This window comes from Gaiella sp., assembly GCF_035710885.1.
In the GTDB taxonomy this organism is placed as follows: domain Bacteria; phylum Actinomycetota; class Thermoleophilia; order Gaiellales; family Gaiellaceae; genus Gaiella.
The window spans coordinates 1-26,172 of the sequence record NZ_DASTCS010000075.1 but is presented as its reverse complement, the minus strand read 5'-3'; the positions used below and the strand labels follow the sequence as shown (position 1 = coordinate 26,172).

The following is a 26,172-nucleotide window of genomic DNA, read 5'->3' as shown; positions in this document are numbered from 1 at the left end:
CGACTGCCGCCTCGACCTCGTCGGGTTGCGGTTCGCAAAGCTCGAGCGGGTCGTGTTTCGCGACTGCCGGATGAGCGAGTGCGACTTCTACGAGGCGTCGTTGAAGGATGTGACGTTCGAGCGGTGCGAGCTTCGCGGGGCACGCTTCTCGGGAGCGACGATCGAGCGTGTCGACCTCTCCGCGTGCGACCTCGCCGGTGCTTCAGGGGTCGACGCGCTGCGTGGAGCGCGGATGTCCTGGGACGACGTGCTCGCCAACGCGCCGGTCTTCGCATCCGCGCTCGGGATCGAGATCCTCGACTGACGACACATGCGGCCGTCACTCCCACGGCCGGCGGGTAGCTCGGCCTGCGACGATCCCACCGCATGACGCCGGTGCCCTCCCCGAGACCGCGACCTGGACGGATCCTCCGGTGACGGCGGTGACGGGCGAACCAGAGCTGTTCGACCCCGACGCTCACGAGCCGGTCATCGAGCGGGCCTGGGACGCCCACCGGGCGCGTGCCGCCATCGGCGCGATCGTGGCCGAGACGGAGAGCGCATTCGAGCACGAGTCGCTGTGGCCGCCGCATCCGCTCGACGAGGAGGAGGACGACGAGCCGCCCCTCGGGCGTGTGGCGAGCCTCTACCTCGGCGCGGCCGGGGTCATCTGGGCCCTGCACGCGCTCCGGCGGGCCGGTCCGGCGGACCCCGGTAGAGACTGGGGCGAGGTCGCAGTCACCCTGCCGGAGCGGTATCGCCGGGAGCCGGACTTCCCCGACGTGGGCGTGGTGCCGTCCCTGTGGATGGGAGAGGCGGGGATCCTCCTGGTCGCCCACACGCTCGCGCCGAGCAGATGGCAGGAGGAGTGGCTCCTGGAGGCGGTGCGCGCGAATGTCGAGAACCCGACCTGGGAGCTGATGTGGGGATCTCCGGGGACGATGCTGGCAGCCCAGGTGATGTACGAGCGGACCGGCGCGGAGTGCTGGCGCGCCGCGTGGAGCGACTCCGCGGATCGGCTGTGGGACGAGTGGCGTGGCGACCTGTGGGAGCAGGATCTCTACGGCCGTCGCCAGCACATTCTCGGCCCGGCCCACGGGTTCGCAGGAGAGGTGCTCGCGCTCGCCCGCGGAGACCTGCTCGATGGAACCCGGCGCCTCGAGCTCGAACGGCGCGCCGCCGCCGTCCTTGCCAAGTACGCGCTGCGTGTCGGCGGACTGGCCCAATGGCGCCCGTCGCTGGAGCCGAGCTCGCAACCACGCCGTACCCAGTGGTGCCACGGAGCCCCGGGGATCGTCGCCTCCCTCGCGTCGCTCGCGCCGCACGACGGCCGGCTCACCGACCTCCTCGTCGCTGGAGGCGAGCTGACCTGGCGGGCCGGCCCGCTGAAGAAGGGAGCGAGCCTGTGCCACGGGACGGCCGGCAACGGGTACGCCTTCCTGAAGCTCTTCGAGCGCACCGGAGACGAGCTCTGGCTGCGCAGGGCGCGCGCATTCGCGATGCACGCTATCGAGCAGGTCGAGCGCACCAGCGCACACTACGGTCGCGGGCGTCACTCGCTCTGGACGGGCGACCCGGGCACCGCCCTCTACCTCTCGAGCTGCCTCACCGCGACCGCAGCCTTCCCAACGCTCGACACGTTCTGAGCGTCGTCGGGCGCAGGGTCAGTTGTCGTCGGGCAACCATCCCTCGCGATACTCGACCCACCTCGACCTCGGCAGATCCTCGCGTACCTTCTCGTAGGCCTCGGCGGCGCTCGTCGTCTCTCGCTCGACGCTGGCGCCGTGCCGCGCCGCGAGCTCCGAAACCGTGTAGACGACGCCGCCTCCGACGCCGCGGCCGCGCGCACCGACGGCCACCACGATCGCGGCCCGATCACCCGTCGCCACGATGATGTGCTCGGTGCCGCCGGGGCAGTGGACGAAGTCCCACGACTCGAGCCTGCGCTCCTGCCCTTCGACGATCAGCACGCACTCGCCGGCCAGCACGAGAAAGCCCTCCTGCGCCCTCTCGCGGTGGTACATGCCCATGGCCTGGCCGGGCTCGAGGACGTTGACGTTGATCCCGAGCTGGGGGAATCGCCGCTTGCCTTCGAAGGTGCAGTAGGAGCCGAGCGGCCCCTCGCTCCGCCAACGCGAATCGCGCGCGTTCACCACGAACCAGCCCTCGCCGTCAACGACGAGGCCGTTCTTGCTCATCCGGAGAGGAGCTTCTGCGGTCACTCGGACAGTGTGACGAGCAGCCGGGCCGGCCGCGCTGTCACCGTGCCCGGCGACCGACGGGGTGCGCTCGCTCGAGGACGTCGGGAGGGTAGATGCTTCCGCGGAAGCCGTCCGGAGCGTTCTGCTGCTGATACGTGAACCAGACCAGCAGGCGCGTCTCAGGGTCACGATCGGCCCACTCCGCGATCGAGATCGGGTGCGAATCTCCGAACTCGTCGGTGACGAGCCCCTCCTCGCCCCCGAGCGTCTCGCGCAACGTCGAGACGGGGAGGGCGATCCCGCGGAGCTCGTCGCGCCACCTCGACCCTGTCGGCACGTGGACGTCGACCTCGTCGACGTGCAGCTCGAGCGTCCCCCGCGCCACGTTCGTCCAACCCACCCGCGGATCATGCTCCTCGCGCCGCGTCCCGCGGGACCGGCCGCTTCGGCGGCCCCGCGGTCGGGCTCGAGCGGCTCAGACAGACGCTGCGGTCGGCACCTCTGTCCCGGCCGCGCGCGCAATCGCCCACTTCAGGGCGAAGTCGGCGACCGCCTCCCAGCCCGGCTCGGCGCAGGTCCAGTGCGAGCGGCCCGGGAACTCCTCGTAGTCGGTGATCGTGTTCGACGTGTAGTGCTTGGCGTTCGACCTGTTCACCGATGGGGGCATGATGTTGTCGGCGCCGCCCGCGATGAAGAGCAGCGGCGCGCGGGCGTCGTTCTTGTAGTTCACCCAGGTCTCCTGATGACCGGGCTTGAAGTTGGCGATCAGGCCGTAGGCCCAGACCCAGCTGCCCGGGGCGGGGATGTGGTACCGCTCGTACACCTCCGCGGACTCCTCCTCGCTGAGCGTGTTCGTGAACGCATAGTGGAACTGCTCGGGCGTGAAGCCGACCGGCCTGTGCCGGTTCGAGGGGCTCTTGAGGAACGGGAACAGCGACTTGATCTGGGACGGCGGGTTCACCCGCACGCCCTCGGTGGGCGCGGAGTTGATCACGACGCCGGCGGCGCCGCAGCCGTGATCGAGCAGGAGCTGCGTGAGCGTGCCGCCGAACGAGTGGCCGATGATGATGGGCGGCCGGTCGAGCTCGGTGACGACGCCCGCCAGGTGCGCGACCGTCTCGGGCACGGTCAGGGAGGAGATCACCGACGGGTCGGCGCGCAGAGCCTCCACCTCGACCTCGAAGCCCGGATAGCCGGGCGTCAGCACCCGGTAGCCCTTGGCCTCGTAGTGCGGCACCCACCTCTCCCAGCTGCGCGGCGTCATCCAGAGGCCGTGGATCAGGACGACGGTGTCCGGGTTGGTGGAATCGGCGCTCACGCTGACCTCCCTGGTCGGTTGCCTGAAGCAAGTGACCATACAAAGGTCGGTAGCTTCATGCAACTTCCTCGACGCTACCCTTCACCCGTGCTCAGGCGCGACTACCAGGGCCAGGAGACGTGCTCGGTCGCCCGGACGCTGGAGATCATCGGCGACCGCTGGACGTGGCTGATCGTGCGAGACGCGTTCCTCGGCCTGACCAGGTTCGGGGAGTTCCGGGCGAGCCTCGGGATCGCCCCGAACGTGCTCGTCGAGCGGCTGAACCGGCTCGTCGAGCAGGGCATCTTCGAGCGTGTTCCCTACAGCGAGCACCCGGCGCGCCACGAGTACCGGCTGACCCGGAAGGGCTCCGACCTGTTCGTCGGGCTCAACGCGCTCCGGCAGTGGGGCGATCGGTATCTCTGCGCCGAGCCGATGCGGCTCCTGCGGCGGAAGAGCGACAGGACGCCGGTCGTGGCGGCGCTGGTTCCCGAGGGCACGCCGGCTCTCGCGAACGACGAGATCGAGCTCGTGCCCGGCCCCGGCTTCCCGCGGGCGGCGTCCCCGGCGACATCGGCCGCGGAGCGCGCCGGCCGCGGAACCTAGAGCTCCCCGGCTATACCCAGCGCAGGGTCACGGCGTCAGCGGCGAAAGCGGTCCGCCGCCCAACCCTCCAGCGCCAACGTCTCGAGGTGGGCCCAGCCCGGGTGTGCGGGCCGCTGGCGGGCCAGGTAGCCGGAGGTGATCGCCTGGGTCGCGTGCAGGCGCGCGAGGATCGCCTCCACCGGGGCGAGGAGCACGTTCGCGACGGCGACGTCCGCCGCCGGCAAGCGCCCGCTCAGCGCATCGACGACGCGGGCGTCGAGCTCGACGCCGTTCGCGGCCGCGTTGGCGCGAGTCGTCTCCACCGCGACCGGGTCGACGTCGATCGCGAGGACGGGTGCGAAGCCCAGGCGGGACGCCGCGATCGCGAGAACGCCGGAGCCGCAGCCGACGTCGAGCAGCGACCCGCTCGGTGTTCGGGCGAGGAGCTCGACGCAGAGGCGGGTCGTCGGATGGGAGCCAGTGCCGAAGGCACGGCCCGGATCGATCACGACGGCACGCGACGGATCCGGCGGACGCTCCCAGGGCGGGCCGAGCCAGAGACCGCCCACGAGGACCGGCTGGTGAAATGCGCGCCAGGCGTCCTCCCAGCCGTCCTCGACCGGCTGGAACGTCGCCCCGGGGAGCTCCGCGAGGACGGCATCCGCGGCCTCCCCGTCGAGGTAGACCGCGAGCTCGACCACGCCGTCGGCGTCCCGCTCCTCGAGCCCCGCAGGCGCAAGCTGGAGCAGCCGCGCACGCACGGGCTCCGCCTCGTCGCCCCGCGCACGTACGGCGATGCGGATCAACCCGCTCATCGGCGACCTTCGAGCGGGAAGGCGCCGCGCTCGAACCACGACCCGTCCGCACGCTCGCAGAGGAGCGAGATCTCGCTTGCCTGGCAGCGGATCGGAAGCTGCGTGCCGAGCCCTGAGCGCAGCTCACGCACCATCGCCTCGACGCCGGCGGGGTCGTCGTCGGCGCCGATCGTGCAGTGCGGGACGGGGACGTGCTCGGGATCTCCATACGGCGGCCGGTCGGGGAACGCTGCACGCGTCCTGGCGATGAGGTCGAGGAAGGGCCCGGCCGGCTCGGGTGCGAGCCACGCCGCGTCGGGAAACGACTCGACAGACTCGAGGGCGTAGTCGAACGCGGACGACGGCGCGTAGAGGCGCCCGAGCGCATCCAGGATCTCCTCGTCGATCTCGGCCGCCGGGACGAACGGGAACAGGATCGTGAGATGCGGTGGGATTCCCCGCTCGACCGACTCTCGCACGTAGCGGAGCCGCCATTCGCGGACGACCGGCTCCGCCTCGCGAGCCGCGACGAGGAGGGCAGTCCGCCGGTCGGCGTGGCTCAACGGAAGGCGCTCTTCAGCCGCCCCAGGAACCCGTCGTCGTCGTCGCTGCGATACGCATCTGCGCCGAGCTCGCCCTCGAGCCGCAGGACCTCGGCACGCTGCTCTGCCGTGAGCCTGCTCGGGATCCGGACGTCGACCTGGACGAGCAGGTCCCCGCGCCGGCCCGTCTCGAGCGACGGCATCCCGCGGCTCCGAACTGCGTGAATCGCGCCCGGTTGCGTGCCGGGCGGCAGCTCGATCTCCAGGGGACCCTCGGGCGTCGGGACCGAGACACTCGCTCCGAGCGCGGCCTCGGTCATGGTGAGCGACGCGCGAACGCGGAGGTCGTCGCCCTCCCGCTCGACGCCTTCGAGCGGTCGGACGTTGACGCTCACGTAGACGTCGCCGCGCGGGCCGCCCAGCGTTCCCGCGTGCCCCGCGCCGCGCACGCGGATCCGCTGGCCGTCGTGGATGCCGGCCGGGATCTCGAGCTCGAGCGGCGCGTCCTCGAGCGTCCTGCCGTCGCCCTCGCACCGCTCGCACGGGCTCTCGACGATGCGGCCGGCGCCGTCGCAACGCGGGCACGTGCCGGAACGGACGATCTGCCCGAGCACGGTGCGCGAGACCTGTTGGACGACGCCCGCGCCTCCGCAGCCTGGACACGTGACCGGGGATGTGCCCGGGGCTGCGCCCGTGCCGGCGCACGCCTCGCAGCTCTGCGCGACCCGCACCTGCACGGCGAGCGTCGTCCCAGTCGCGGCCTCGGCGAGGTCGATCTCCACGTGCGCGCCAACGTCGGGGCCGCGCGCCGGGCGCGGCCCCGCGCTCGGGCCCTGCCCGAACAGGGTCTCGCCGAAGAACGCCGCGAAGACGTCCGAGAGGCTGCCGAAGTCGGTATCCACCGGAGCGAAGCCCCCACGCACGCCCGCGTGACCGAAGCGGTCGTAGGCCCGCCGGCGCTCGGGGTCGGAAAGCACCTCGTAGGCCTCGGCGACGGCGCGGAAGCGCCGGTCGGCGTCGGGCTCCGCGCTCACGTCGGGATGGAGCTCGCGGGCGAGCCGGCGGAACGCGCTCTTGATCTCGGAGTGGCTCGCGTCGCGCGAGACGCCGAGCAGCTCGTAGTAGTCCTGCTCCGTCGTCGCCATCAGGGTGCTCCGTACACGTCCTCGACGAGCCGCGAGAGCTCGAACGCCGCGGCCCGCACCGAGCGGATCGCCTTCTCGTAGTCCATGCGCAAGGGCCCGAGCAGCCCGACGGCTCCCAACGAGCGGTTCGGAAGGCCGTACGTGGCGCCCACGTAGGACGCACCCTCGAGCTCCTCGCCCTCGAGCTCCGGGCCGACGCGGACAACGGTCCGCTTCGGATCGAGCGCGTCGTGGAGCAGCCCGAGCACGGCGGCGCGCCGCTCGAGGACCTCGAGCAGGCGCTGGCAGGCCTCCACGTCGGGCCCGCGCGCGTCGCCGAGGAGCCCCGCCGCGCCGCCGACGTAGAGCTCGGTCGCGGTCGCGACGACATCGGCGAAGACCGGTCGCAACGTCCCGAGGAACGCTCGCTCGCGTACCGAGAGGCCCGGTTCCTCGAACGCGCGGCGCACGACGGTCCCGCTCGCGCGCTTGCCGACGATCGTCTCGTCGAGGTACGCGCGCGCCCAGTCGACGAGCCCGGGGTCGGCCTCGTCCTCGAGCTCGAAGATGCGCTTCGAGACGCTCCCCGACGCGGTGATCACGACGACGATCACGACCCGTGGCTGGAGCTGCAGCACCTCCACGTGGCGCACGGCTGCGGCTTCGAGCGCGGGCGCAGAGACGAGCGCGAGCAGGTGGGTCGCGTCGGAGAGCGCCTCCGTCGTCCGCTGCAACGCCTCCTCGAGCTCGTTCCGCATCGCGGTCAGGTCGAGCGGGAACGGCCCCGGACGACCCTCGATCTCGGCGACGAGCCCCTCCGTGTAGACGCGGTAGCCGGTCTGGGTCGGTACACGCCCCGCCGAGGTGTGAGGATGGGTCAGGAGCCCGATCGACTCGAGCTCGAACAGCTCGCTGCGCACGGTCGACGACGACACGTCGAGGCCGGAGCGCTCGACGAGCGACTTCGACCCGACGGGCTGGCCGGTCGCGACGTACTCCTCGACCACCCGCCGCAGGATCTCGAGCTTTCGCGGTGTGAGCTCCATGGTCGAATCGTACGGGCCGCTGCCGCGGTCGCCTCGGTGCGCGCAGGGCCTCGAGCAGCGCTCACCGAGGGTGCGCACCGGCACGCGACCCTCGCGCGTCGCGACGCGTTGTGGTGAATGAGTGCCTGCACGGGCCCGCCCACGCGCTCGTCGACCGGAGGCCGACGGTGGCGGCGCGCCCGACCCAGGAGGCCCGCGCCCCCGAAGGCCCCTCAGGCGAGCAGGTCGGCCGTCACGGCGCCGCCGAGCAGCCGCCCTCGGGGCGTCAACCGGATCGCACCGCCGTCCGCCCGCTCGACGAGCAGGCCCGCGACCAGCCGGTCGAGAGCGTCGCGATCCACGACCGCTTCGACCTCGTCGAGCGCGAACGGCTCGTCGAGCCGCAGCCCGAGCATCAGCCGCTCCACCGCGCGGGTCTCCGCGTCCAGCAGCTCGAGCTCCCGCGGTGGCTCGCCGGCGGCGGCGAGCGCCCTCACGTACCGCACGACCGAGGGCAGGTTCCGCCGTCGCTCGCCGCCCAGGGTCGAGACGGCCCCGACCCCGACCCCGAGGTAGTCGGCACCGCGCCAGATCGCCAGGTTGTGTCGCGCGCGGAGCTCGCGGCCGTCCTCGTCGTCGCGGCAGAAGTTCGCTGTCTCGTACCAGCGGTAGCCGGCCGCGGTGAGCGTCGACACGACCTGCTCCGCATAGCCCTCCATCGCCTCCGCCTGGCGGGCGAGCTCGGCCCCGTGCAGGTGCGTGAACCGCGTCCCCGGCTTCGCCTCGAGCTCGTAGCAGGAGAGGTGCTCGGGCTCGAGCGCAAGGGCGTCCGCGAGGTCCGCGTCGAGGTCGGCGGCGCTCTGGCCCGGGATCCCGTAGATGAGATCGAGCGAGATGTTGTCGAACCCGGCATCACGGAGAGTGTGCACTGCACGTCGGACGTCGTCCGGGCCGGCAACGCGCTCGAGCACCGCGAGGAGATCGGGCGTGAACGACTGGGCGCCCACGGAGACGCGATTCACGCCGTGCGCGCGCAACAGCCGGGCAAGCTCGGGCGTGACGGACTCGGGATTCGCCTCCACCGTCAGCTCGTCGACCACCGGAAGGCCGGCAAGCACCCGCTCGAGCGCGGCTGCTTCGGTGAAGGTCGGCGTCCCGCCGCCGACGAAGACGGTCTCGACCCGGGCGGCGAGCCGCCAGCGCTCCCGCTCCAGCTCGGCGAGGAGCGCGTCCGCGTACGCGCCGTGCTCCTCTCGCCGGCCGACCGATGTGACGAAGTCGCAGTAGCCGCAGCGGTGGACGCAGAACGGGAGGTGGAGGTACAGGTGCCGGACGCTTCCCGCTCGACCGTTCTCGGGCGCCGGCGTCCCCCCCGACCGGTCGCTCCGGCCGTGCCCGTTCACCGGAAGCGCGGGCGTCACCGTTTCCTCTCGCCGTCGAGGTTGAGCACAGCGAGGAACGCCTCCTGCGGCACCTCGACCCCGCCGACCTGCTTCATCCGCTTCTTGCCCTTCTTCTGCTTCTCGAGCAGCTTCCGCTTGCGGGAGACGTCTCCGCCGTAGCACTTGGCGAGCACGTCCTTGCGTTTCGCCTTGACCGTCTCCCGCGCGATCACGCGCGACCCGATCGCAGCCTGGATCGGCACGTCGAACATCTGTCGCGGGATCTCCTCGCGGAGCCGCTCGACGAGCAGCCTCCCTCGCTCGTACGCGGCGTCCCGATGTGCGATCAGCGAGAGGGCGTCGACCTGCTCGCCGCCGACCAGCACGTCCACCCGGGCGAGATCTCCGTCGCGGAACCCGGCGAGGTCGTAGTCGAAGCTCGCGTAGCCCCGCGTCCGCGACTTCAGCTGGTCGTAGAAGTCGAACACGATCTCGCCGAGCGGCAGCTCGTAGGTCAGCAGCACACGGGTCTCGGAGAGGTACTCCATGTGGTCGAATCGCCCGCGCCGCTCGGTGCACAGCTCCATCACCGCGCCGACGTAGTCCTTGGGGACGATCACCTGCGCGCGGACGTACGGCTCCTGCACCTCCTCGACGTCGCGCGGCATGTCGGCCGGGTTGTGGACCTCGGTCCACGCGCCGTTCTTCTCCCTCACGCCGTAGGCGACGTTGGGCGCCGTCACGAGCAGGTCGAGGTCGAACTCCCGCTCGAGCCGCTCGCGGACGATCTCCATGTGCAGCAGGCCCAGGAACCCGCAGCGGAAGCCGAATCCGAGCGCCTGCGACGTCTCCGGCTCGTAGAAGAGCGCTGCGTCGTTCAGCTTGAGCCGCTCGAGCGCGTCGCGGAGCTCCGGGTAGTCGTCGGAGTCCGTCGGGAAGAGGCCGGCGAAGACCATCGGCTTGACGTCCTTGTAGCCCGGGAGCGGGCTCCCGGCTCCGGCCTTGCGCGTGGTCAGCGTGTCACCGACGCGAAGGCGCGAGACGTCCTTCAACCCGGTGACGACGTACCCCACCTCGCCGGCCCCGAGCGCATCGACGGGCATGCGCTGCGGGGACATGTAGCCGAGCTCCTCCGCATCGAAGTTCGTGCCCATCGCCATCGCCCGCAGACCCGCACCGGTCGTCAGCCGTCCGTCGACGACGCGCACGAAGGCGATCACGCCGCGGTACTGGTCGTACGACGAGTCGAACACGAGAGCGCGCGCGGGTGCTTCGGCCTCGCCGTCCGGCGGGGGGATCCGCGCGACGATCGCGTCGAGCACCTGCTCCACGTTGTGCCCGGTCTTCGCGGAGATGCGGACGACCTCATCGGGCGCGCCGCCCAGCAGCTCGCACACCTCGGCCGCCGCGCCGTCGGGATCGGCCGAAGGGAGGTCGATCTTGTTCACGACCGGGACGATCTCGAGGTCGTTCTCGATCGCGAGGTAGGCGTTCGCAAGGGTCTGCGCCTCGATCCCCTGGGCTGCGTCGACGACGAGCACCGCGCCCTCGCACGCCTGCAGCGAGCGCGAGACCTCGTACGTGAAGTCGACGTGGCCCGGCGTGTCGATCAGGTTGAGCTCGTGGCCCTTCCAGTGCACGCGAACGGCCTGCGCCTTGATCGTGATCCCACGCTCGCGCTCGAGGTCCATGGAGTCGAGGAGCTGGTCGCGCATCTCGCGCTCGGAGACGGTCTCGGTCAGCTGCAGGATGCGGTCCGCGAGCGTCGACTTCCCGTGGTCGATGTGGGCGATGATCGAGAAGTTGCGGATCCGGCTCTGGTCCATGGCTGATCGGCGTCGATCGTAGCCGTGAAGCCGTTTTTCCCGGTCTCGCCCGATTCCGGCAGCTGGCGTCCGTGCTGCCGATGCCGCAGAGGGCGGGAGCTCGTGTCAGTTCTCGAGCCTGAGGAAGACGAGGCCGAAGCGGTCGTGTGGTCGGTGCCTTCCTCGGCGATCTCCGACGGCCCGGTGATCGTGTTCCCGTCGCTTCTTCTGAGGCCTGTCCATCGGCTCAGACGCACGACGAGGATCCAAGGCCGGCGCGCCCCCGGTCAGAGCACCTTGAAGAACACGGTCGTGTCGCAGGGTCTTCCGTCGGGGTAGAGCGCGTACCCGGGGATCACACCCACGGTCGACCAGCCGAGCCGCTGATAGAGACGCTCGGCCGGGTCGCCGGTCACGGTGTCCAGCACGAGCAGCGTCTTGCCCTCCGCGCGCGCCTCCCGCTCGGCATGCTCCATGAGCAGTCGCGCGAGGCCTCTCCTGCGCGCCGCGCGGTGGACGAGGAGCTTCGCGATCTCCCCGCGATGGGGCTGGTTCGGCGGCACCGCCAGGATCACCTGCACCGTGCCGACCAGCTCGCCGTTCGCGAACGCCGCCAGGATGAGCCGCCGGCCGTGCTCGGCCTCGTCCGCCCACCCTTCGAACGCGCGTCGCGCGTCGTCGTGCGTGAACGGCGCCATGTAGCTGACCGAGGCCCCTCCCTCGACGCAGTCCACCAGGACCGCAGCCAGCGCGTCGAGGTGGTCACGGAGGTCGCCGACGCCGAGACGACGAACTTCGGTCTGCTCGGTGACGACCATCCGCGCAAGTCTCGCAGCGCCGGCGAGGCTCCGCGCGGATTACCTCCTACGCGCTCCCGCCCACGCGGACTCGGGAGCGCCCCGCGTGTCCGGGAGCATCGGCTCGCACCGCGTATCGTGTCCGCATGGACGATGCGCAGATCCACGACACGATCGAGCAGCTCGTCGCAGAGGAGCACGAGCTGTGGGACCGGCAGGCGGCGGGGGCGGCGACGGACGTCGACAGCCGACGACTCGAGCAGGTGAAGGTATCGCTCGATCGCTGCTGGGACCTGCTCCGGCAGCGACGGGCGCTCGAGGAGTTCGGCCTCGACCCCGGGCAAGCCAACGCGCGCTCGAGCGAGACGGTCGAGGGATACGAGCAGTAGGCGGCGGCGCGGGCGCGCCGACGAGCTCACCCGCGCTCGTGCCGCAGCACCGGCTTGACGTCGACGACCGGCGTCCCGTCGATCGCCTCGAGCGGCCGCACCCGCACTCTCGAGCCGTCGACCTCCGCGACCTCCACGAGGTGGAGACCGATCGGGTTCGGCCGATCCGAGGACCGGGTGCTGAACACGCCATGCTCGGGCACCGTCGGGTCGTCACGCGGGTGGACGGCGAGCACGTCGCGCCGTGCCTCGTGGAGCCACGTCAGCACGAAGACCTCGTCGCCGGGACGCAGGTCGCGCGCCCCCTCGACGACGTCGTCCTCGAACACGATCCAGGCGTCCGGCGCTCCCTCGACGCCCTGCATCGGGGCGTCCTCGGTGCGTTTCAACGACGACTCGACGCGGCCGAGTGCGCGGAGCGGGAAGGGAGCGCGTGTGGGGTCCTCGCCGATCTCACCATCGTAGGCAGATCGGCGGGAGCCGGTCAGATGCCGCGGCGGAGCGCGAACACCGAGCCCAGCTCGCGCACCCCGAGTACCCGGCACGCGCCCAGGTACGCGAGCGTCCCGGCGCCGAGGCCGAGCCCCACCGAGAGGATCTGCCCGACGATCGAGCGGCCGAGTGCCCCGTCGACACCCCACCAGACGAGCACGGCGACGCCCGACGCGACGACGGAGGCGACGATGATCCGCACGAGTGCCGTGAGCGTCGTGGCGGCCTCGACCCCGCCCACCCGCCGCCACATCAGCACCATCAGCACGACCGCACCCGCAAGGTTCGAGAGGGAGGTCGCGAGCGGGAGGCCCCAGACGCCGAGGCGGTAGAAAGCGGCGAAGAGGACGACGTTGAGCGCGAGGTTTCCGAGTGCGACGAACGTCGGCGTCCAGTTCGACTGGAGCCCGTAGAACGCGCGGTTGAGCAACAGCATCCAGCCGTTGAAGACGAGCCCCACGGAGAAGGCCGCCAGCGCCCCGGCCACGACGGGTGTCTGGTCGGGCGTGAACTCCCCACGCTCGTAGACCAGGCGCGTGATCGGCTCCGCGAGCACCGCGGACACCAGCCCGGCGGGGATCAACAGGAAGCCGATCTGTCGAACGCCGGTGTCGAGCGTGCGCCCGAAGCCGCCCATGTCGCCCCGGGCCGCGAGCCGCGACAGCGTCGGGAAGAGAACGGTTGCGACCGCGACGGAGAAGATCCCCTGCGGCAGCATGTAGAGGCGGAACGCGAGGTCGATCGCGCGGGGGGCGAGGTCCGGGTCGATCAGCCGCGAGGCGAACAGCGTCCCGATCAGCGTGGAGACGTTGATCAGGCCGAGTGTCAGCGTCACGGGGAGCATGAGGACGAAGAAGCGGCCGACCGCGGGGTCGCGCCAGTCGAGCGCGACCCGCAGCCTTCCGTCGAGGCCCCGCAGCCAGGGCACGGGCATGAGGAGCTGAACGAGCGTCGCGATCACGATCGAGCCCGCGTAGACGTACAGCTCGGCGTCCTCGCTCCCGGCCCACGGCACGCCGAGGACGAGCCCGAGGATGATCACGAGGTTCCAGGCGACGGGCGTCAGCGCGGGCACCGTGAACTGGTCGTAGGAGTTGAGGATCCCGACCACGATCCCGGAGAGCGCGAGCAGGATCACGATCGGGAACAGAAGGCGCGACAGCCCGACGGCGAGGTCGAAGTCCCCGCCCGGTGTCCCGAACAGCTCCACGATGAGCGGCGCGGCGAGCACGAAGACGGCCGTCAGCCCCGTGGTGAAGAGGAGGACGAGCCAGAAGATGGTCGAGGCGACGCGCCACGCGCGCACGCGCTCCCCCTTCTCGAGTAGCTCGCTGAAGACGGGGACGAATGCCCCGGAGAGCGCCGTGTCGGCGACGAGCGCGCGGACCAGGTTCGGGATCTGGAACGCGACGGTGAAGGCGTTGATCCTCCCCGCCGCCCCGAACGTGTATGCCGCCACCATCTCCCGGACGAGGCCGAGCACGCGGGAGAGCGCGGTCGCCGCGCCGAACACGGCGGTCGAGCGCGCGAGTCGCCTCCGGTCGGCGCGCTCGGTGTCGAGCGCGGGGTCGAGCGTGGGATCGAGCTCGGACATCCTCGAGGGGGAGTTTCGTGGAATCGTCGGAAGCCGCTCTGCTACCATCCCGCGGCCCGGGGCCGGTATTCGGCCGGGCGCTCTCACGTATGGCGAACATCAAGCAGCAGAAGAAGCGCGTCGGGATCGCGGGCCGTCAGCGGCTCGAGAACCTCCGCTACCGCTCGACGATCAAGACGCTCGCGAAGCGGCTCGAGACAGCCGTCGCCGACGGCGACGAGGCGACCGTCGCCACCGAGCATCGCGAGCTCGTGCGGACGATCGACAAGGCGGCAGCTCGGGGCGCGCTCCACAAGAACACCGCAGCCCGCAAGAAGGCGCAGGCCGCGCGCGTCGTCTCGTCCGCCGCAGCCGAGTAGCGTTCAGCGCGCCTCGCGGGCGACGTCGGCGACGGCGAGCTGGAGCTCGAGGTCGGGCGCGAGCCTGCTCCCGCCCTTCAACGCATGGTCGAGCCTCGCGAGGCGCACCGTTGCGTCACGTAGCTCCTCGCCCGTGAACTGCTCCGCCTGACGTGCCAGCTTCTCCGCCGGATACGGCTTCATCCCGAGCTTGGCCCCGGCGTCCCTCGGCCTGACTCCCGCCTCGAGCAGGGCCTTCATCCGGGTCAACTTCGTCAGGTGCGCGCCGAGACGCGCCCCGAGCGCCGCGGCCTCGCTCGCCCGCGGCCGGTGGCTCCTGTCCAGCGTCGACTCGACGTAGTCCAGCGCGGCGGCCACGTCGTGGCTTCCCCACGCGTCGGTCAGCTTCCAGGGTGGATCCTCCGCGAGCGGTGTCGCGAGCCGTTCGATCTCCTCGACCCCGAGGGGCTCGCCGTCCGCCCAGGTCGCGAGCTTGTCGATCTCGAGCGCGAGGGCCAGCTTGTCCTCTCCCACGATCTCGACGAGGGCCTTGCACCCGTCAGCGCCGACCTTCACACCGCGGTCGTTGAAGCCCTTGGCAACCCAGCCCACGACCTCTTTCTTTCCGACGTCCCAGGCGAGCACGTCCCCGACCTTGGCGCACGCCTTCGCGAGCGGAGAGTCCTTCTTGACCTCTTCCCCCACGAGGCAGAGCACCGTGCCGGGTGCCGGAGCCTGCAAGTAGTCGACGACCGCCTCGACGTCGGCCGCCTTCCAGCCACCGGTCAGGCGGTCGAAGTCGCCGCGGCGCCCGTCGACCCCGCTGACGAGGACGAGGCGCTCGCCGGCGAGGAGCGTGCCCGCGTTGCAGGCCGCGACGACGTCGGCCCCCGAGACACCGTCCTTGCCCGCAACGAGCCGCTCGATCGAGCCCGCGTCGAATCGCGCGCGAAGGCGCCCGATCGCGAGCTCGACCTTCGGCCGGTCGTTGCCCGTGACGAGATAGACGGGCTTGAGCTCGGCTGCGGACATCGTCGTCACACTAGACGGTGCGACCTAGCGTTCCGAGCGCACGGTGAGAGCACGTCCGTCCGACTCCACGACGATCCGGCCGTTCAGATCCGTGCGAAGGCTGCGCATGCCCGGCACGGCCGCGAGCGCTGCGACCGTCTCCGGGCGAGGATGGTCGAAGGAGTTCCCCTCCCCCACCGAGATGACCGCAAGCCGCGGGCGAAGGGTGCGAAGGAGGTCGGGTAGCCCGGCGTCCTCGGAGCCGTGGTGGGCGACCTTGAGCACCTCTACCGCCCGGAGGGGCAAGCGCGAGGTGACGTCGCTCTCCGCGTCGGCGGTGAGGAGCACGTCGGTCCGGCCGTAGCTCGCGACGGCGACCACCGCGTGCTGGTTCGGGTCGTCGCTGGCCAGGCCGGGCTCGTCGGGCCAGAGGATCCGCAGCCGCAGGCGCCCGATCCTGAAGACGTCGCCGGCGCGCGCCACGACGACCGGCACCCGATCGCGGCGCGCGGCCGAGATCACGGCATCGTGATCGCTGGACGGCGCCTCGAGGGCCGGATCCGCGACCGCGCCGACGCGCAGCCGGGCGAGCACGTCCGCGGCCCCGCCGATGTGGTCGCGTTGCGGGTGCGTGAGGACGATCGCGGTCAGGGAGCGGAGCCCGAGCCCGTGAAGCTGCCCGGCAACGTTCGCCTCCGGCGGGCCCTGGTCGAACAGCACGGCGCCGCCGGGCACCTCGAGCAGCACGGAGTCGCCCTGTCCGACGTCGAGAAACGTGACACGGAGACCGGAGGGCGGCTCCCAGGACGGCAGCGGCCGGAACGCGCAGGCAGCGGCGGCGAGCGTGAGCGCGGCCGACACGAGCGCGGCGGCGGTGGATCGGCGGCGGTGGCGAGGGAGACGACGGAGGAGCACGACCGCGCCGAGGAGGGCGGCGGCGGCCGCGATCACGACCGGCGATTCGACCTGGGCCGACGGCCAGCCCGCCACGCCCCGGGCGACGAATGCGATCCACGCCGCGCACCACCCCGCGAGCCAGGCGAGCGCGACCGCTGCGCCAGGCAGCACGGGCTCGATCGCGGCGGCCGCGAGCGACAGCGAGATGAGAGGCGGCATCGCGGGCTCCGCGGCGACGTTCGCCGGAACCGTCCAGAGCGCGACCCGACCGAAGTGGAGCCAGACCACGGGCGCGGTCACCAGCCCGCAGGCGACCGCCACCACGAGGACGTCCCAGAGCCGCCGCGGGATCGGGTACGCCTCGGGGACACCGGCCACACGTGGCAGCACCAGGAAGATCGCGGCGACGGCCGCGAACGAGAGCTGGAACCCTGGCTCGAGCGCGGACTGCGGCATCCACGCGAGCAGGACGAGCGCCCCGACCGCGAGCGCGTGCCAGCGGTCCCTCGGACGCGCGGCGATCCACGCCAGCGAGGCGAGCGAGCCCGCCACGGCGGCTCGTACCACGGACGGCTGCCAGCCGACGGCGAGCGCGTAGGCGAGCACGATCACGATCGCGACCGCCTCCCCGACGAGGCGGCCGACACCGACGACGCGAGCGACTGTGACGACCCCGATTGCGACGATTCCGATGTTCTGGCCGGATACCGCGAGCAGGTGCATGAGCCCGCTGGCCTCGAAGGCGTTCTCGAGCTCCGATCCGATCTCGGCGTCCTCGCCGAGAACGATCCCGACGAGCAGGCGCCGCCGCTCCCCGCTCGTCCCTCGGGCGAGCGTCGACTCCACGTGCGCGCGCAACCGGTCACCGACGCCACCGATCCCACCCCGCCGGCCGACGACGCGGGCGTCCTCGCCGCGCAGGACGACGTGCACCCCGCGGCGGGCGAGCCAGCCGCGCTCGTCGAAGCCGGTCTCGGGCCCACGCGGAGCGACCGGTTGCGCACGCAGCTCGAGGATCGCGCCCTGAGGCGGCGCGCGCTCCGGCGGCAGCTCGAGGAGCACCCGCTCGCGAATGCTCACCGGCCCGAAGCGGCGCACCTCCGCGGGAGCACGCAACGCGAACGGCGTGCGCCGCGCCGGGCCGGTGACGACGACACGCGCCGATGCCTCCTGCCCGAGCCGTCCGACCAGGTAGCTGCGTTCGAGCGCGTCGCCCCGGACCGACCCCCACCACAGGCCGATGCACGCGAGCGCGACCCCCGCGAGCACCAGTCGCCTCGTGTCGGACTCGAGCAGAGCACCTGCGAGCGCGACGACGGCAGCGAGGGCGAGGGCTGGCGCAGGTGGTCGTACCCACACCGAGACGGCGACGCCGACGCATGCGGCACCGACGAGGAGCGTGGGCCAGCCGGTCTCGAGGAACCGTCTCACGGCGTCACGAGCTCCCTGAGCTGCTCGACTCGCGCAGGCCCGATCCCGGGAACCTCGTCGAGGTCCTCGACCGACCGGAACGGCCCGTGCGCCGTCCGCCAGTCCACGATCTTCTGAGCGGTGACGGGGCCGATCCCGGGCAGCTCGTCGAGCTGCTCCACGGTCGCGATCGCGAGGCTCACCCTCACGGCGCCCGCCGCAGAGCCGGCCGGGGCCACGCCGGGAGGGCCTCGCTGCGGGACGAGCACCTGCTGCCCGTCGGCGAGCGGAGCCGCAAGGTTCACGACGGCCAGGTCTGCGCGGCGCGTCGGACCACCTGCCCGGGTGAGCGCATCGGCAACCCGCGCGCCCTCCCTCAACCGGAAGAGGCCCGGTCTGCGGACCGCGCCGACGACGTGCACCACGAGTCGTGGAGCGGCCTCGGTCCCGCCCGCTTCGAGGCGGGCGAGCGGTGCGGCCGCCGGAGGCCCCTCGCTCGCGCCGACGCCGGCGAGACGTGAACCGGCTACGGCGAGCAGGACGACGAGTGGGACGGCGACGAGGACGAGTTGGGAGCGCGTGAGGGAGATCACGCTCCGAGCGTCGCCGGCAACCTGTCACGGGTGTGTGACGGCTTCGTGCCGGAAGTGTGACGGCGTCGGCGGGCCACACCCACACCGCTCGCTGGGCGCGAGCGCAGGCTCGGTCAGCGGATCAGAGGGGGGTCTCGGCGGCACGCGCGCGAATCCGGCGGCGAGCCTGCAGCGGTCGAGGCGCGTTCGAGGCGCCCGACCGCCCGCCGGCAAGCCGACGCGCGGCCTACACGACGACGTTGACGAGCCGGTCGGGCACCACGACCGTGCGGCGCGGCTCCCCGTCCACGTGCGCCCGCACCCGCTCCGAGGCCAGCGCGCGCTCGACGAGCTCCTCCTCCGGCGTCCCGGCCGGGACCTGCAGGCGGTCGCGGAGCTTGCCGTTCACCTGGACGACGATCTCGACCGTGTCCGTTGCCACGAGCGCAGGGTTGGCCTCGGGCCACGGCAGCTCCCACAGGCGGGAGTTCCCGAGCCGCTCCCAGAGCTCCTCGGCGACGTGCGGTGCGTAGGGCTGGATCAGCGACAGGGCCGTCTCGGTCGCGAATCGCACCTCGCCCGCACTGGCGGGATCGTCCTTCACGCGGTAGATCTCGTTGACGAGCTCGAACAGCGCCGCGATCGGCGTGTGGAACTGGAACCGGCGCAGGATGTCGTCCGAGACCCGGTCGATCGTCCGGTGCGCGGCCCGGATCAGCTCCCCACCCGCGGGCGCGTCGACGGGCCCGCGCTGGGCGACCGCGAGCGCCAGCCGCCAGATCCGGTCGACGAGCCGCGCCGTCCCCTCGATCCCGTCGTCGCTCCACTCCTTGTCCTGCTCGGCAGGGCCCATGTAGAGGATGTAGAGGCGCAGGACGTCCGCGCCGTAGCGCTCGACGGCCGCGTCGGGCGACACGACGTTGCCCTTCGTCTTCGACATCTTCGCGCCGTGCCGGTAGATCATCCCCTGCGTGAACAGCCGGGAGAACGGCTCGCGGAAGCCGAGCAGCTCGATGTCGTTCAGCACCTTCGTGAAGAACCGGGCGTACAGCAGGTGCAGCACGGCGTGCTCCACGCCGCCGATGTACTGCTTCACCGGCAGCCAGTAGTCGACGACCTGCTGGTCCCAGGCCGCCTCGTCGTTCCGCGCGTCGGCGTAGCGCAGGAAGTACCACGACGAGTCGACGAAGGTGTCCATCGTGTCCGTCTCGCGGCGGGCGGCGCCGCCGCAGCTCGGGCAGGTCGTCGCGACCCAGCCCTCCGCCGCCGCGAGCGGAGACTTCCCCTTCGGCAGATAGTCGTCGATCTCCGGCAAGAGCACCGGCAGCTGCTCGTCGGGCACGGGCACCGATCCACACGTCTCGCAATGGACGATCGGGATCGGGCAGCCCCAGTACCGCTGCCGAGAGAGCAGCCAGTCGCGCAGCCGATAGCCGATCGCCTCCTCGCCGAGGCCTCGCTCGTCCAGCCACGCCGTGATCGCCTTCTTGCCCGCGGGCGCGGCCAGGCCCGTGAACTCGCCGGAGTCGACGAGCACCTCGTCGTCCGTGTGGGCGACGAACGCCCCGGCGTCGGCCGGCCGGCCCCCCTCGGCGGGGGCAACCACCTGACGGATCTCGAGCCCGTACTTCTCCGCGAACGCGTGGTCGCGCTCGTCGTGGGCGGGGACGGCCATGATCGCGCCGGTGCCGTACTCCATCAGCACGTAGTCGGCGACCCAGATCGGGATCGGCTCGCCGTTGACGGGATTGACCGCGTGGCGACCGGTGAAGACGCCGTCCTTCTCCTTCGTTTCCCGCTCGACGGCCGACCTCCCGGCGGTGTGCCGGACGTAGTCGGCGACCGGGGCCTCGTACTCCGACCCTGCAGTCAGCGTGCCGATCAGCGGATGCTCCGGCGCGAGCACGAAGAACGTCGCACCGAACAGCGTGTCGGGCCGGGTCGTGAAGACGGGCAGCTCGCCGTCGCTGCCCTCGACCTTGAACGTGACGCGCGCGCCCTCCGACCGGCCGATCCAGTTGCGCTGCATCGTCAGGACGCGCTCCGGCCACGACTCGAGCAGATCCATCTCGTCGAGCAGCTGATCCGCGTAGTCGGTGATCTTGAAGAACCACTGGGTCAGGTTCCGCGCCTCCACCTCGGTGCCGCAGCGCTCGCAGCGACCGTCGATCACCTGCTCGTTCGCGAGCACCGTCTGATCCTTCGGGCACCACTTGACCGGCGCCTCGCGGCGATACGCGAGCCCGCGCTCGAAGAAGCGTAGGAACAGCCACTGAGTCCACCGGTAGTACTCCGGCTCCGCGGTCGACACCTCGCGCGACCAGTCGATCGCCCACCCCATTCGCTTCATCTGCCGGCGGATCGACTCGATGTTGCGGGCGGTGATCTCGCGTGGATGGCCGCCCTCGTTGATCGCGGCGTTCTCGGCGTTCAGGCCGAAGGCGTCGTAGCCCATGGGGCGCAGCACCGTGTGTCCCTGCCGTCGCCGCACGTGGGTGAAGACGTCGCCCAGCGTGTAGTTGAAGACATGCCCCATGTGCAGCTCGCCCGAGGGGTACGGGAGCATCTCGAGCACGTACGTCGACTGCAGTTCGGCCGTGGAGCGAGAGCCGAAGTCCGGGTTCGGGACCACGAACGCGTCCTCGGCGCTCCAGAACGCCTGCCACTTCGCCTCGATCGCGGCGGGGTCGTATCTCTCGGTCTCGCTCGGCTCCATCTCTGCTCGTAACTCTCCCTCGGGAACGAAAAAGCCTCTCCGGAAGAGAGGCTCGTGGGGAGTCTGCGCGGCGTCGCCGCGTTACCTCCCTGGACTACGTGAGAAGCTGCTGCACGGCTTCACTCTAACAGGCACGATCGACGGGTGCTAGCGCTGTTCCCGGAATCCGCCGCTCTCGACGGCGCCGACCTCACGCTCGGCGGGCTGAGCTCGGAAAGCCTCGCCGAGGAGCATGGGACACCGCTCGTCGTCCTCTGCGAGGAGACTCTCCGCGCGAATGCCCGTGCCCTACGGGAGGCGGTCGGCGACGGCCGCGTCTTCTTCGGGACGAAGGCGTTGCCGAGCGTCGCGCTGCTACGCCTGTTGCGGGAGGAGGGCATCGGCGCCGACGTCGCCTCGGCCGGCGAGCTCGCGTTCGCCGAGGCAGCCGGGCACGGGGGCGAAACCCTCGTCGTCCACGGCAACAACAAGAGCACGGGCTTTCTCCGAAAGGCCGCGTCGATCGGTGCGCCGGTCGTCCTCGACGCGTCGGACGAGGCGGAGCTGGCCGCCGCCGCGGGGGTCGAGCAGGTCCTCGTCCGCGTCACGCTGGGAGTCGACGCCGACACGCACGAGGCGATCCGGACGGGCCACCACGGGTCGAAGTTCGGCCTCCCGCCCGACCAGGCTCGCGCGGCGGTCGCCGACGCGCTCGACCGCGGCCTCGACGTGCTCGGCGTCCACGTGCACGTCGGGTCGCAGCTCGAGGACTTCGACGCCCAGGCGGAGACGATCGTGCGCCTCGCGGCCTTCGTCGCGGGCTGCCGGGACGAGCTCGGCTGGACGGCCCGGGTCGCAGACCTCGGAGGCGGGTTCGGGATCCGCCACCATCCCGACGATCACGTCCCCGACGCGGCGGAGCTCGCCCGAGGCGCGGCGTCGACTGCACGTCTCGCATTCGTCGAAGCGGGCCTGCCGAAGCCCGAGGTCTGGCTCGAGCCGGGCCGGTGCCTGGTCGGCCGGGCGGGCGTGACGCTCTACCGCGTCGGGACCGTGAAGCGCCTGCCGGAGAGGACGTGGGTCGCGATCGACGGCGGGATGTCCGACAACCCGCGGCCGCAGCTCTACCGCGCTCGGTACACCGCCCTCTCCGCAACCCGCGCGGACGAGCAGCCGGGCGAGACCGTCAGCGTCGCCGGGATGCACTGCGAGTCGGGCGACGTGCTCATCGACGACGTCGCGCTCCCGACGCCGCGTCGCGGCGACCTGCTCGCAGTGCCCGCGACCGGCGCGTACACGCTGGCGATGGCCTCGAACTACAACGGCGTCGCGAGACCGGCCGCCGTGCTCGTGCGCGACGGCTCCGCCCGCGTCATCCGGCGCCGCGAGACGATCGACGACCTCCTCCGCACCGAGCTCGGATGAGGGACGACCTCCGCACCGCGGCCGTCCTCCTTCCCGTCTACCGGGACGTGGAGAACGAGCTGCGGGTCGTGCTGGTGATCCGGGCAGACGACGGGGGGCAGCACGGCGGCCAGCTCGGGCTTCCCGGCGGCAAGCCCGAGCCGGGTGACGAAAGCCTGCTCGCGACGGCGCTTCGCGAGGCGGAGGAGGAGGTGGGGCTCTCGCCTGCGGAGGTCGACGTCGTCGCTGCGCTCGAGCCGCTCGCCACTCGGGCGACGGGCTGGCTCGTGCACCCGTTCCTCGGCCGCGTGCCGAGCGATACCGCGTGGCGCCTCCAGGAGACCGAGATCGTCGGCATCCTCACGCCGGCCGCCCGGGTGCTCGCGGATCCCGCCTCGCGCGCGATGTTGCCCTTCTCGTCGCTGCGCTTCCGCGAGCCGCTGCTGGTGGACGGGATCGACGTCGAGGGCCACGTGCTGTGGGGCATGACCCTGCGCCTGCTCGACGAGGCGCTGCCGAGGCTGCTCGCGGGCGAGTGGGGCGTGTGAGCGCCGCACCGAGGCGTGACCGCCGGGGCTGAGCCGTGACGATGTCGGCACGGACCCGGCGCGCTCCCGGCACACATTCCTCGATAGCCTGACTACAGGGACACCGGGGTGCCCCTGGGGGCGGTTGGGGACAGCAGACCGGGATCGGTGGCGCGGCCCGCAGAGGCTAGTGTCGATCCGTGGAGATCAACCTGCTCGACGACGAAGGCTGGATCGAGCGGACATGGCCTCCAGAGCGCCCGGGGTTCGTCTGGCGGCGGAAACGGGTGTCGGGGGAGCATGTCGGCGCGAGCCTCTACGAGCTGCCCCCCCGGCGAGAGCACGTTCCCGTACCACTACGAGCTCGGCAACGACGAGCTGCTCGTCGTCGTCGCGGGCCGGCCGACGTTGCGCTCGCCTCGCGGCGAGCGGGAGCTCGCGCCCGGGGACTGCATCCTGTTCCCGAGCGGGCCCGAGGGCGCGCATCGGCTCACCAACCGCTCGGACGCGCCGACGCGTGTCCTGCTCGTGTCGAACTTCGCCCTGCCGCGCGCGGCCGTCCAGGTCGACACAACACGATGTTGCTTCGTTGGGGCGCGCGCCTGGACGATCGCAGGTGGTTCGTCGTGGGCGAGGAGGCGGACTACTGGGACGACGAGGCCTCCGCCGACCCGTAGATTGCGCCGGTGACCTTCGCCGTTCCCGCGGACGCGTACGACCGCTTCATGGGTCGGTACTCGCGTCGGCTCGCCGGCCCGTTCGCAAGCCTCGCGCAGGTCACTGAGGGCCAGCGGGTGCTCGACGTCGGGTGCGGCCCCGGCGCGCTCACGACCGAGCTCGTCCGTCGGCTGGGCCCCTCGGGCGTCTCGGCCGTCGAACCGTCGGCGCCCTTCGTCGAGGCGGCACGTGAGCGTCATCCCGGCGTCGACGTCGTGCGCGCCTCTGCGGAGGACCTGCCGTTTCCCGACGACTCCTTCGACGCGGCACTCGCTCAGCTCGTGGTGCACTTCATGACCGACCCGGTTCAGGGGCTTCGCGAGATGGGGCGCGTGACCCGCACGGGCGGGATCGTCGCGGCCTGCGTCTGGGACCACGCAGGCGGCCATGGCCCGTTGAGCCCGTTCTGGGACGCCGCCCACGGGATCGACCCGGACGTTGCGGACGAGTCGGCGCTCCCCGGCGCGCGGCAGGGGCATCTCATGGAGCTGCTCCAGTCGGCGGGCCTCGCCGAGGTCGAGGAGACGGACGTCGTGGCGGAGGTCGAGCATCCGACCTTCGAGGAGTGGTGGGAGCCGTTCGAGCTCGGTGTCGGGCCGGCGGGCTCCTACACGTCCGGCCTCGATGCCGAGCGACGCGCCCTCCTGCGCGAACGCTGCCGGGAGCGCCTGCCGCCGGCGCCGTTCGTCGTCACCGCGCGTGCCTGGGCGGCGCGGGGCGTGGCCTAGCCGAGCCCTTCAGCGCGCGATCACCTCGACCACGTCGCCGTCCGAGAGCACGTGGGATCGGCCGACTCGCTGGCCGTCGAAGCGGGCCGACGGGCCCCAGACGCGCGCCCCGCTGCACGACACCCCGAGCTCGTGGTGGACGCGGTCGGCGAGGTCGGCCACCGTCGCCCCGGCCGCGAGCGCGAACGGCTCCTGCTGTTCGACGACTCCGTCCCGACGGGGATGGACGCGGATCAGGCCGGTGAGGTTCCAGATCGCCTCGCGGAGGTCGTCGAGGCTCTCGTCGTCCAGCACCGAGACCGCGAGGACGACCACCTGCGCATCTGTTGAATCGACACACGCGTCGTCGCACGCGCGCCGGAGGTCCTCGCCGCCCGCATCCCCCAGCTCGTCCGCCTTCGTGAGCGCGACGACCGCGGGCTTCTCGATCCCGGCCGCTGCGACCTCGCGGCGGACGACGTCGAGCGACGACGCCGGCTCGTTCGCCGCACGGCAGTAGACGATCGCGTCCGCGTTGCGGAGGACTCCGAGAAGCGCGCGGCCGCCGCCGCGGTCGTCCCGTGCGCCTTCGATCAGCCCAGGGATCTCGACCAGCTGGACGAGGACGCCGCCGATCCTCGTCAGGGCGGGAACGGGGCGCAGCGTCGTGAAGGCGTAGTCCCCGGTCTTGATCTGGATGTCGGACAGCGCCTGCAGCAGCGACGACTTCCCCGCGTTGGGCGGCCCCACGAGCGCTATCTGCGCCGCACCCTCGCGGCGCACCTGGATCGAGTCGCGGTGGAGGACCTTTGCGCGAGTGCGCGTCCGGTCGAGCTCGCCGTCGAGCCACTTGCGCAGGTCGGCGTACGGGCCGTTGCGGTACCCGGGTAGCTCGCCCAGGAGCGCGCGGATCGTCGCGACACGCTCCGACCCTTCCTTTCCGACGAGGCGGCGCTTCGCCACCTCTGCGAACGTGCGATGCGGCATCGGCATCGCTCACCTCCTTCCGATCGTGCGGGAAGGAGCGCGCGTGCCGCGACCCGCTCACGGGTCGTGGTGCGCGTCATCCACCCGCTTCCCCAGACGCATGAGCGGGAAGCGGGGGCTCAGCCGTTTTGTCGCAGCACGTGTGCGCGCCAGGCGTCCATCGCGCGCACAGCGTACCGTACGCCGCGGTCAGAGCGGCAGCGCCAGGTCGTCGATCTCGCTCGGGTAGTCCGTGAGGATCTCGATCCCGTCGGGGCGCACGACGACGGTGTCCGAGTGGCGGAAGCCCCCGAGACCGGCGACGTAGACCCCGGGCTCGATGGTGAACACCATCCCCGGCTCCACGACCGTCTCGTCCCCGACGTCGAGGAACGGCGCCTCGTGATTGCGCAATCCGATCGCATGCCCGGTGTGCTGGCTCCACGTGTCGAGGATGCCGTTCTCCTCGAAATGGCGGAGGACGGCCCGGTCGACGTCCGCGCACGTGACGCCCGGTCGCAACGCATCGAACGCGACCCTTTGGGCGGCGCGCGTGTGCCCGAAGTGGCGGCGCATCTCGTCGGTCGGCGCTCCGACCACCATCGCGCGCTCGAGCTCGGCGTTGTACCCCCACACGGGCGCGCTCGTCTCGGTGACGAGCACGTCGCCCGGTCGGAACTCGATGTTGTGCGCGACGGCGTGCGCCCACGCGCTCCGCGCGCCGATCTGGCCCCGATAGCCGGCCGAGGCTGCGTCCGACGACGCAAGCCCGCCGTCGTACGTCGGGCCGAGGGCGTCGAGCATCGCAAGGCTCGCCTCGTATCCCGCGCGGAGGCTCGCCTGAGCCTCGGTCACGCCCGGTCGCGTGTACTCCTGAAGCAGGTGGTGCGCCCGCTCGCACCAGCGCGCGCTCTCGCGGATC

The 26,172-nt window shown here is 71.8% G+C and carries 26 protein-coding genes and 1 pseudogene; 9 read left to right on the top strand and 18 right to left on the bottom strand.

The window, feature by feature from the left end:
* Positions 1–304: pentapeptide repeat-containing protein (locus tag VFO26_RS16910; protein ID WP_325116254.1), on the top strand; the 304-nt coding region annotated here is incomplete at its 5' end.
* Positions 305–422: 118 nt separating this feature from the next.
* Positions 423–1,625 carry a LanC-like protein gene (locus VFO26_RS16905; RefSeq protein WP_325116253.1) on the top strand — a complete coding sequence of 401 codons (1,203 nt, stop codon included), beginning with the start codon at positions 423–425 and terminating at the stop codon, positions 1,623–1,625.
* An 18-nt stretch (positions 1,626–1,643) separates the two neighbouring features.
* Here VFO26_RS16905 and VFO26_RS16900 read toward each other — a convergent pair whose 3' ends face one another.
* From VFO26_RS16900 to VFO26_RS16890, 3 genes are all read right to left on the bottom strand, one after another.
* On the bottom strand, positions 1,644–2,177 hold the full coding sequence (locus tag VFO26_RS16900) for a cupin domain-containing protein (protein WP_325116252.1): 534 nt from the start codon (positions 2,175–2,177) through the stop codon (positions 1,644–1,646).
* Positions 2,178–2,238: 61 nt separating this feature from the next.
* On the bottom strand, positions 2,239–2,580 hold the full coding sequence (locus VFO26_RS16895) for a hypothetical protein (protein WP_325116251.1): 342 nt from the start codon (positions 2,578–2,580) through the stop codon (positions 2,239–2,241).
* Between the two features lie 75 nt (positions 2,581–2,655).
* On the bottom strand, positions 2,656–3,498 hold the full coding sequence (locus VFO26_RS16890) for an alpha/beta hydrolase (RefSeq protein ID WP_325116250.1): 843 nt from the start codon (positions 3,496–3,498) through the stop codon (positions 2,656–2,658).
* An 87-nt stretch (positions 3,499–3,585) separates the two neighbouring features.
* Here VFO26_RS16890 and VFO26_RS16885 point away from each other — a divergent pair, with 87 nt between their 5' ends.
* Positions 3,586–4,083, top strand: a complete 498-nt coding sequence (locus tag VFO26_RS16885; RefSeq protein WP_325116249.1) for a helix-turn-helix domain-containing protein — start codon at positions 3,586–3,588, stop codon at positions 4,081–4,083.
* A gap of 35 nt (positions 4,084–4,118) precedes the next feature.
* Here the strand turns inward: VFO26_RS16885 and VFO26_RS16880 are convergent, their stop codons facing one another.
* The 7 genes from VFO26_RS16880 to VFO26_RS16850 all read right to left on the bottom strand — a co-directional run bounded on the left by VFO26_RS16880 (position 4,119) and on the right by VFO26_RS16850 (position 11,552).
* Positions 4,119–4,877 (bottom strand): 50S ribosomal protein L11 methyltransferase, encoded by a 759-nt coding sequence (locus VFO26_RS16880; protein ID WP_325116248.1) that lies wholly within the window; start codon positions 4,875–4,877, stop codon positions 4,119–4,121.
* Positions 4,874–5,419, bottom strand: coding sequence for a 2'-5' RNA ligase family protein (locus tag VFO26_RS16875; RefSeq protein ID WP_325116247.1), 546 nt, complete (start codon positions 5,417–5,419; stop codon positions 4,874–4,876). The genes VFO26_RS16880 and VFO26_RS16875 overlap by 4 nt, the downstream gene beginning before the upstream one ends.
* The gene (locus VFO26_RS16870) at positions 5,416–6,543 is read right to left on the bottom strand and encodes a J domain-containing protein (RefSeq protein WP_325116246.1); all 1,128 of its coding nucleotides are present in this window, start codon (positions 6,541–6,543) and stop codon (positions 5,416–5,418) included. The genes VFO26_RS16875 and VFO26_RS16870 overlap by 4 nt, the downstream gene beginning before the upstream one ends.
* Complete coding sequence (gene hrcA, locus VFO26_RS16865) at positions 6,543–7,568, bottom strand: heat-inducible transcriptional repressor HrcA (protein WP_325116245.1); 1,026 nt, start codon at positions 7,566–7,568, stop codon at positions 6,543–6,545. Before hrcA ends, VFO26_RS16870 begins: the two co-directional genes overlap by 1 nt.
* Positions 7,569–7,780: 212 nt before the next feature.
* Positions 7,781–8,968 (bottom strand): radical SAM family heme chaperone HemW, encoded by a 1,188-nt coding sequence (gene hemW, locus VFO26_RS16860; RefSeq protein WP_325116244.1) that lies wholly within the window; start codon positions 8,966–8,968, stop codon positions 7,781–7,783.
* Positions 8,965–10,755, bottom strand: coding sequence for a translation elongation factor 4 (gene lepA / locus VFO26_RS16855; RefSeq protein WP_325116243.1), 1,791 nt, complete (start codon positions 10,753–10,755; stop codon positions 8,965–8,967). The genes hemW and lepA overlap by 4 nt, the downstream gene beginning before the upstream one ends.
* A 266-nt stretch (positions 10,756–11,021) precedes the next feature.
* On the bottom strand, positions 11,022–11,552 hold the full coding sequence (locus VFO26_RS16850) for a GNAT family N-acetyltransferase (RefSeq protein ID WP_325116242.1): 531 nt from the start codon (positions 11,550–11,552) through the stop codon (positions 11,022–11,024).
* Positions 11,553–11,677: 125 nt separating this feature from the next.
* On the opposite strand from VFO26_RS16850, the gene VFO26_RS16845 reads away from it, so the two are divergent.
* Complete coding sequence (locus tag VFO26_RS16845; protein ID WP_325116241.1) at positions 11,678–11,920, top strand: DUF2630 family protein; 243 nt, start codon at positions 11,678–11,680, stop codon at positions 11,918–11,920.
* Positions 11,921–11,946: 26 nt separating this feature from the next.
* Here VFO26_RS16845 and tsaA read toward each other — a convergent pair whose 3' ends face one another.
* Complete coding sequence (tsaA, locus tag VFO26_RS16840) at positions 11,947–12,372, bottom strand: tRNA (N6-threonylcarbamoyladenosine(37)-N6)-methyltransferase TrmO (RefSeq protein ID WP_349259098.1); 426 nt, start codon at positions 12,370–12,372, stop codon at positions 11,947–11,949.
* Positions 12,373–12,404: 32 nt separating this feature from the next.
* The gene (gene murJ / locus VFO26_RS16835; protein ID WP_325116239.1) at positions 12,405–14,006 is read right to left on the bottom strand and encodes a murein biosynthesis integral membrane protein MurJ; all 1,602 of its coding nucleotides are present in this window, start codon (positions 14,004–14,006) and stop codon (positions 12,405–12,407) included.
* Between the two features lie 89 nt (positions 14,007–14,095).
* On the opposite strand from murJ, the gene rpsT reads away from it, so the two are divergent.
* Positions 14,096–14,365 (top strand): 30S ribosomal protein S20, encoded by a 270-nt coding sequence (gene rpsT / locus VFO26_RS16830; RefSeq protein WP_325116238.1) that lies wholly within the window; start codon positions 14,096–14,098, stop codon positions 14,363–14,365.
* A gap of 3 nt (positions 14,366–14,368) precedes the next feature.
* On the opposite strand, the gene holA is transcribed toward rpsT, so the two are convergent.
* The 4 genes from holA to leuS all read right to left on the bottom strand — a co-directional run bounded on the left by holA (position 14,369) and on the right by leuS (position 20,950).
* Positions 14,369–15,376 carry a DNA polymerase III subunit delta gene (gene holA, locus VFO26_RS16825; RefSeq protein ID WP_325116237.1) on the bottom strand — a complete coding sequence of 336 codons (1,008 nt, stop codon included), beginning with the start codon at positions 15,374–15,376 and terminating at the stop codon, positions 14,369–14,371.
* 24 nt (positions 15,377–15,400) lie between these two features.
* Positions 15,401–17,683: a DNA internalization-related competence protein ComEC/Rec2 gene (locus tag VFO26_RS16820; RefSeq protein ID WP_325116236.1), complete on the bottom strand. Its 2,283-nt coding sequence runs from the start codon at positions 17,681–17,683 to the stop codon at positions 15,401–15,403.
* A complete protein-coding gene (locus tag VFO26_RS16815) occupies positions 17,680–18,255 on the bottom strand; it encodes a ComEA family DNA-binding protein (protein ID WP_325116235.1) in 576 nt (191 codons plus the stop codon). Before VFO26_RS16815 ends, VFO26_RS16820 begins: the two co-directional genes overlap by 4 nt.
* 226 nt (positions 18,256–18,481) lie before the next feature.
* Positions 18,482–20,950 (bottom strand): leucine--tRNA ligase, encoded by a 2,469-nt coding sequence (gene leuS, locus VFO26_RS16810; protein ID WP_325116234.1) that lies wholly within the window; start codon positions 20,948–20,950, stop codon positions 18,482–18,484.
* A 144-nt stretch (positions 20,951–21,094) separates the two neighbouring features.
* Here leuS and lysA point away from each other — a divergent pair, with 144 nt between their 5' ends.
* The 4 genes and pseudogenes from lysA (at position 21,095) to VFO26_RS16795 (ending at position 24,305) form a co-directional block, all read left to right on the top strand.
* Positions 21,095–22,354 carry a diaminopimelate decarboxylase gene (gene lysA, locus VFO26_RS16805; RefSeq protein ID WP_325116233.1) on the top strand — a complete coding sequence of 420 codons (1,260 nt, stop codon included), beginning with the start codon at positions 21,095–21,097 and terminating at the stop codon, positions 22,352–22,354.
* On the top strand, positions 22,351–22,881 hold the full coding sequence (locus tag VFO26_RS16800) for a CoA pyrophosphatase (RefSeq protein WP_325116232.1): 531 nt from the start codon (positions 22,351–22,353) through the stop codon (positions 22,879–22,881). The genes lysA and VFO26_RS16800 overlap by 4 nt, the downstream gene beginning before the upstream one ends.
* 279 nt (positions 22,882–23,160) lie before the next feature.
* Positions 23,161–23,379 (top strand): annotated as a pseudogene (locus VFO26_RS18020) (cupin domain-containing protein); the annotation flags it as partial.
* 167 nt (positions 23,380–23,546) lie between these two features.
* Positions 23,547–24,305: a class I SAM-dependent methyltransferase gene (locus VFO26_RS16795; protein WP_325116231.1), complete on the top strand. Its 759-nt coding sequence runs from the start codon at positions 23,547–23,549 to the stop codon at positions 24,303–24,305.
* A gap of 9 nt (positions 24,306–24,314) precedes the next feature.
* On the opposite strand, the gene VFO26_RS16790 is transcribed toward VFO26_RS16795, so the two are convergent.
* The gene (locus VFO26_RS16790) at positions 24,315–25,277 is read right to left on the bottom strand and encodes a GTPase (protein WP_325116230.1); all 963 of its coding nucleotides are present in this window, start codon (positions 25,275–25,277) and stop codon (positions 24,315–24,317) included.
* Positions 25,278–25,460: 183 nt separating this feature from the next.
* Positions 25,461–26,172 (bottom strand): M24 family metallopeptidase (locus VFO26_RS16785; RefSeq protein WP_325116229.1); only part of this gene is annotated, 712 nt, incomplete at its 5' end.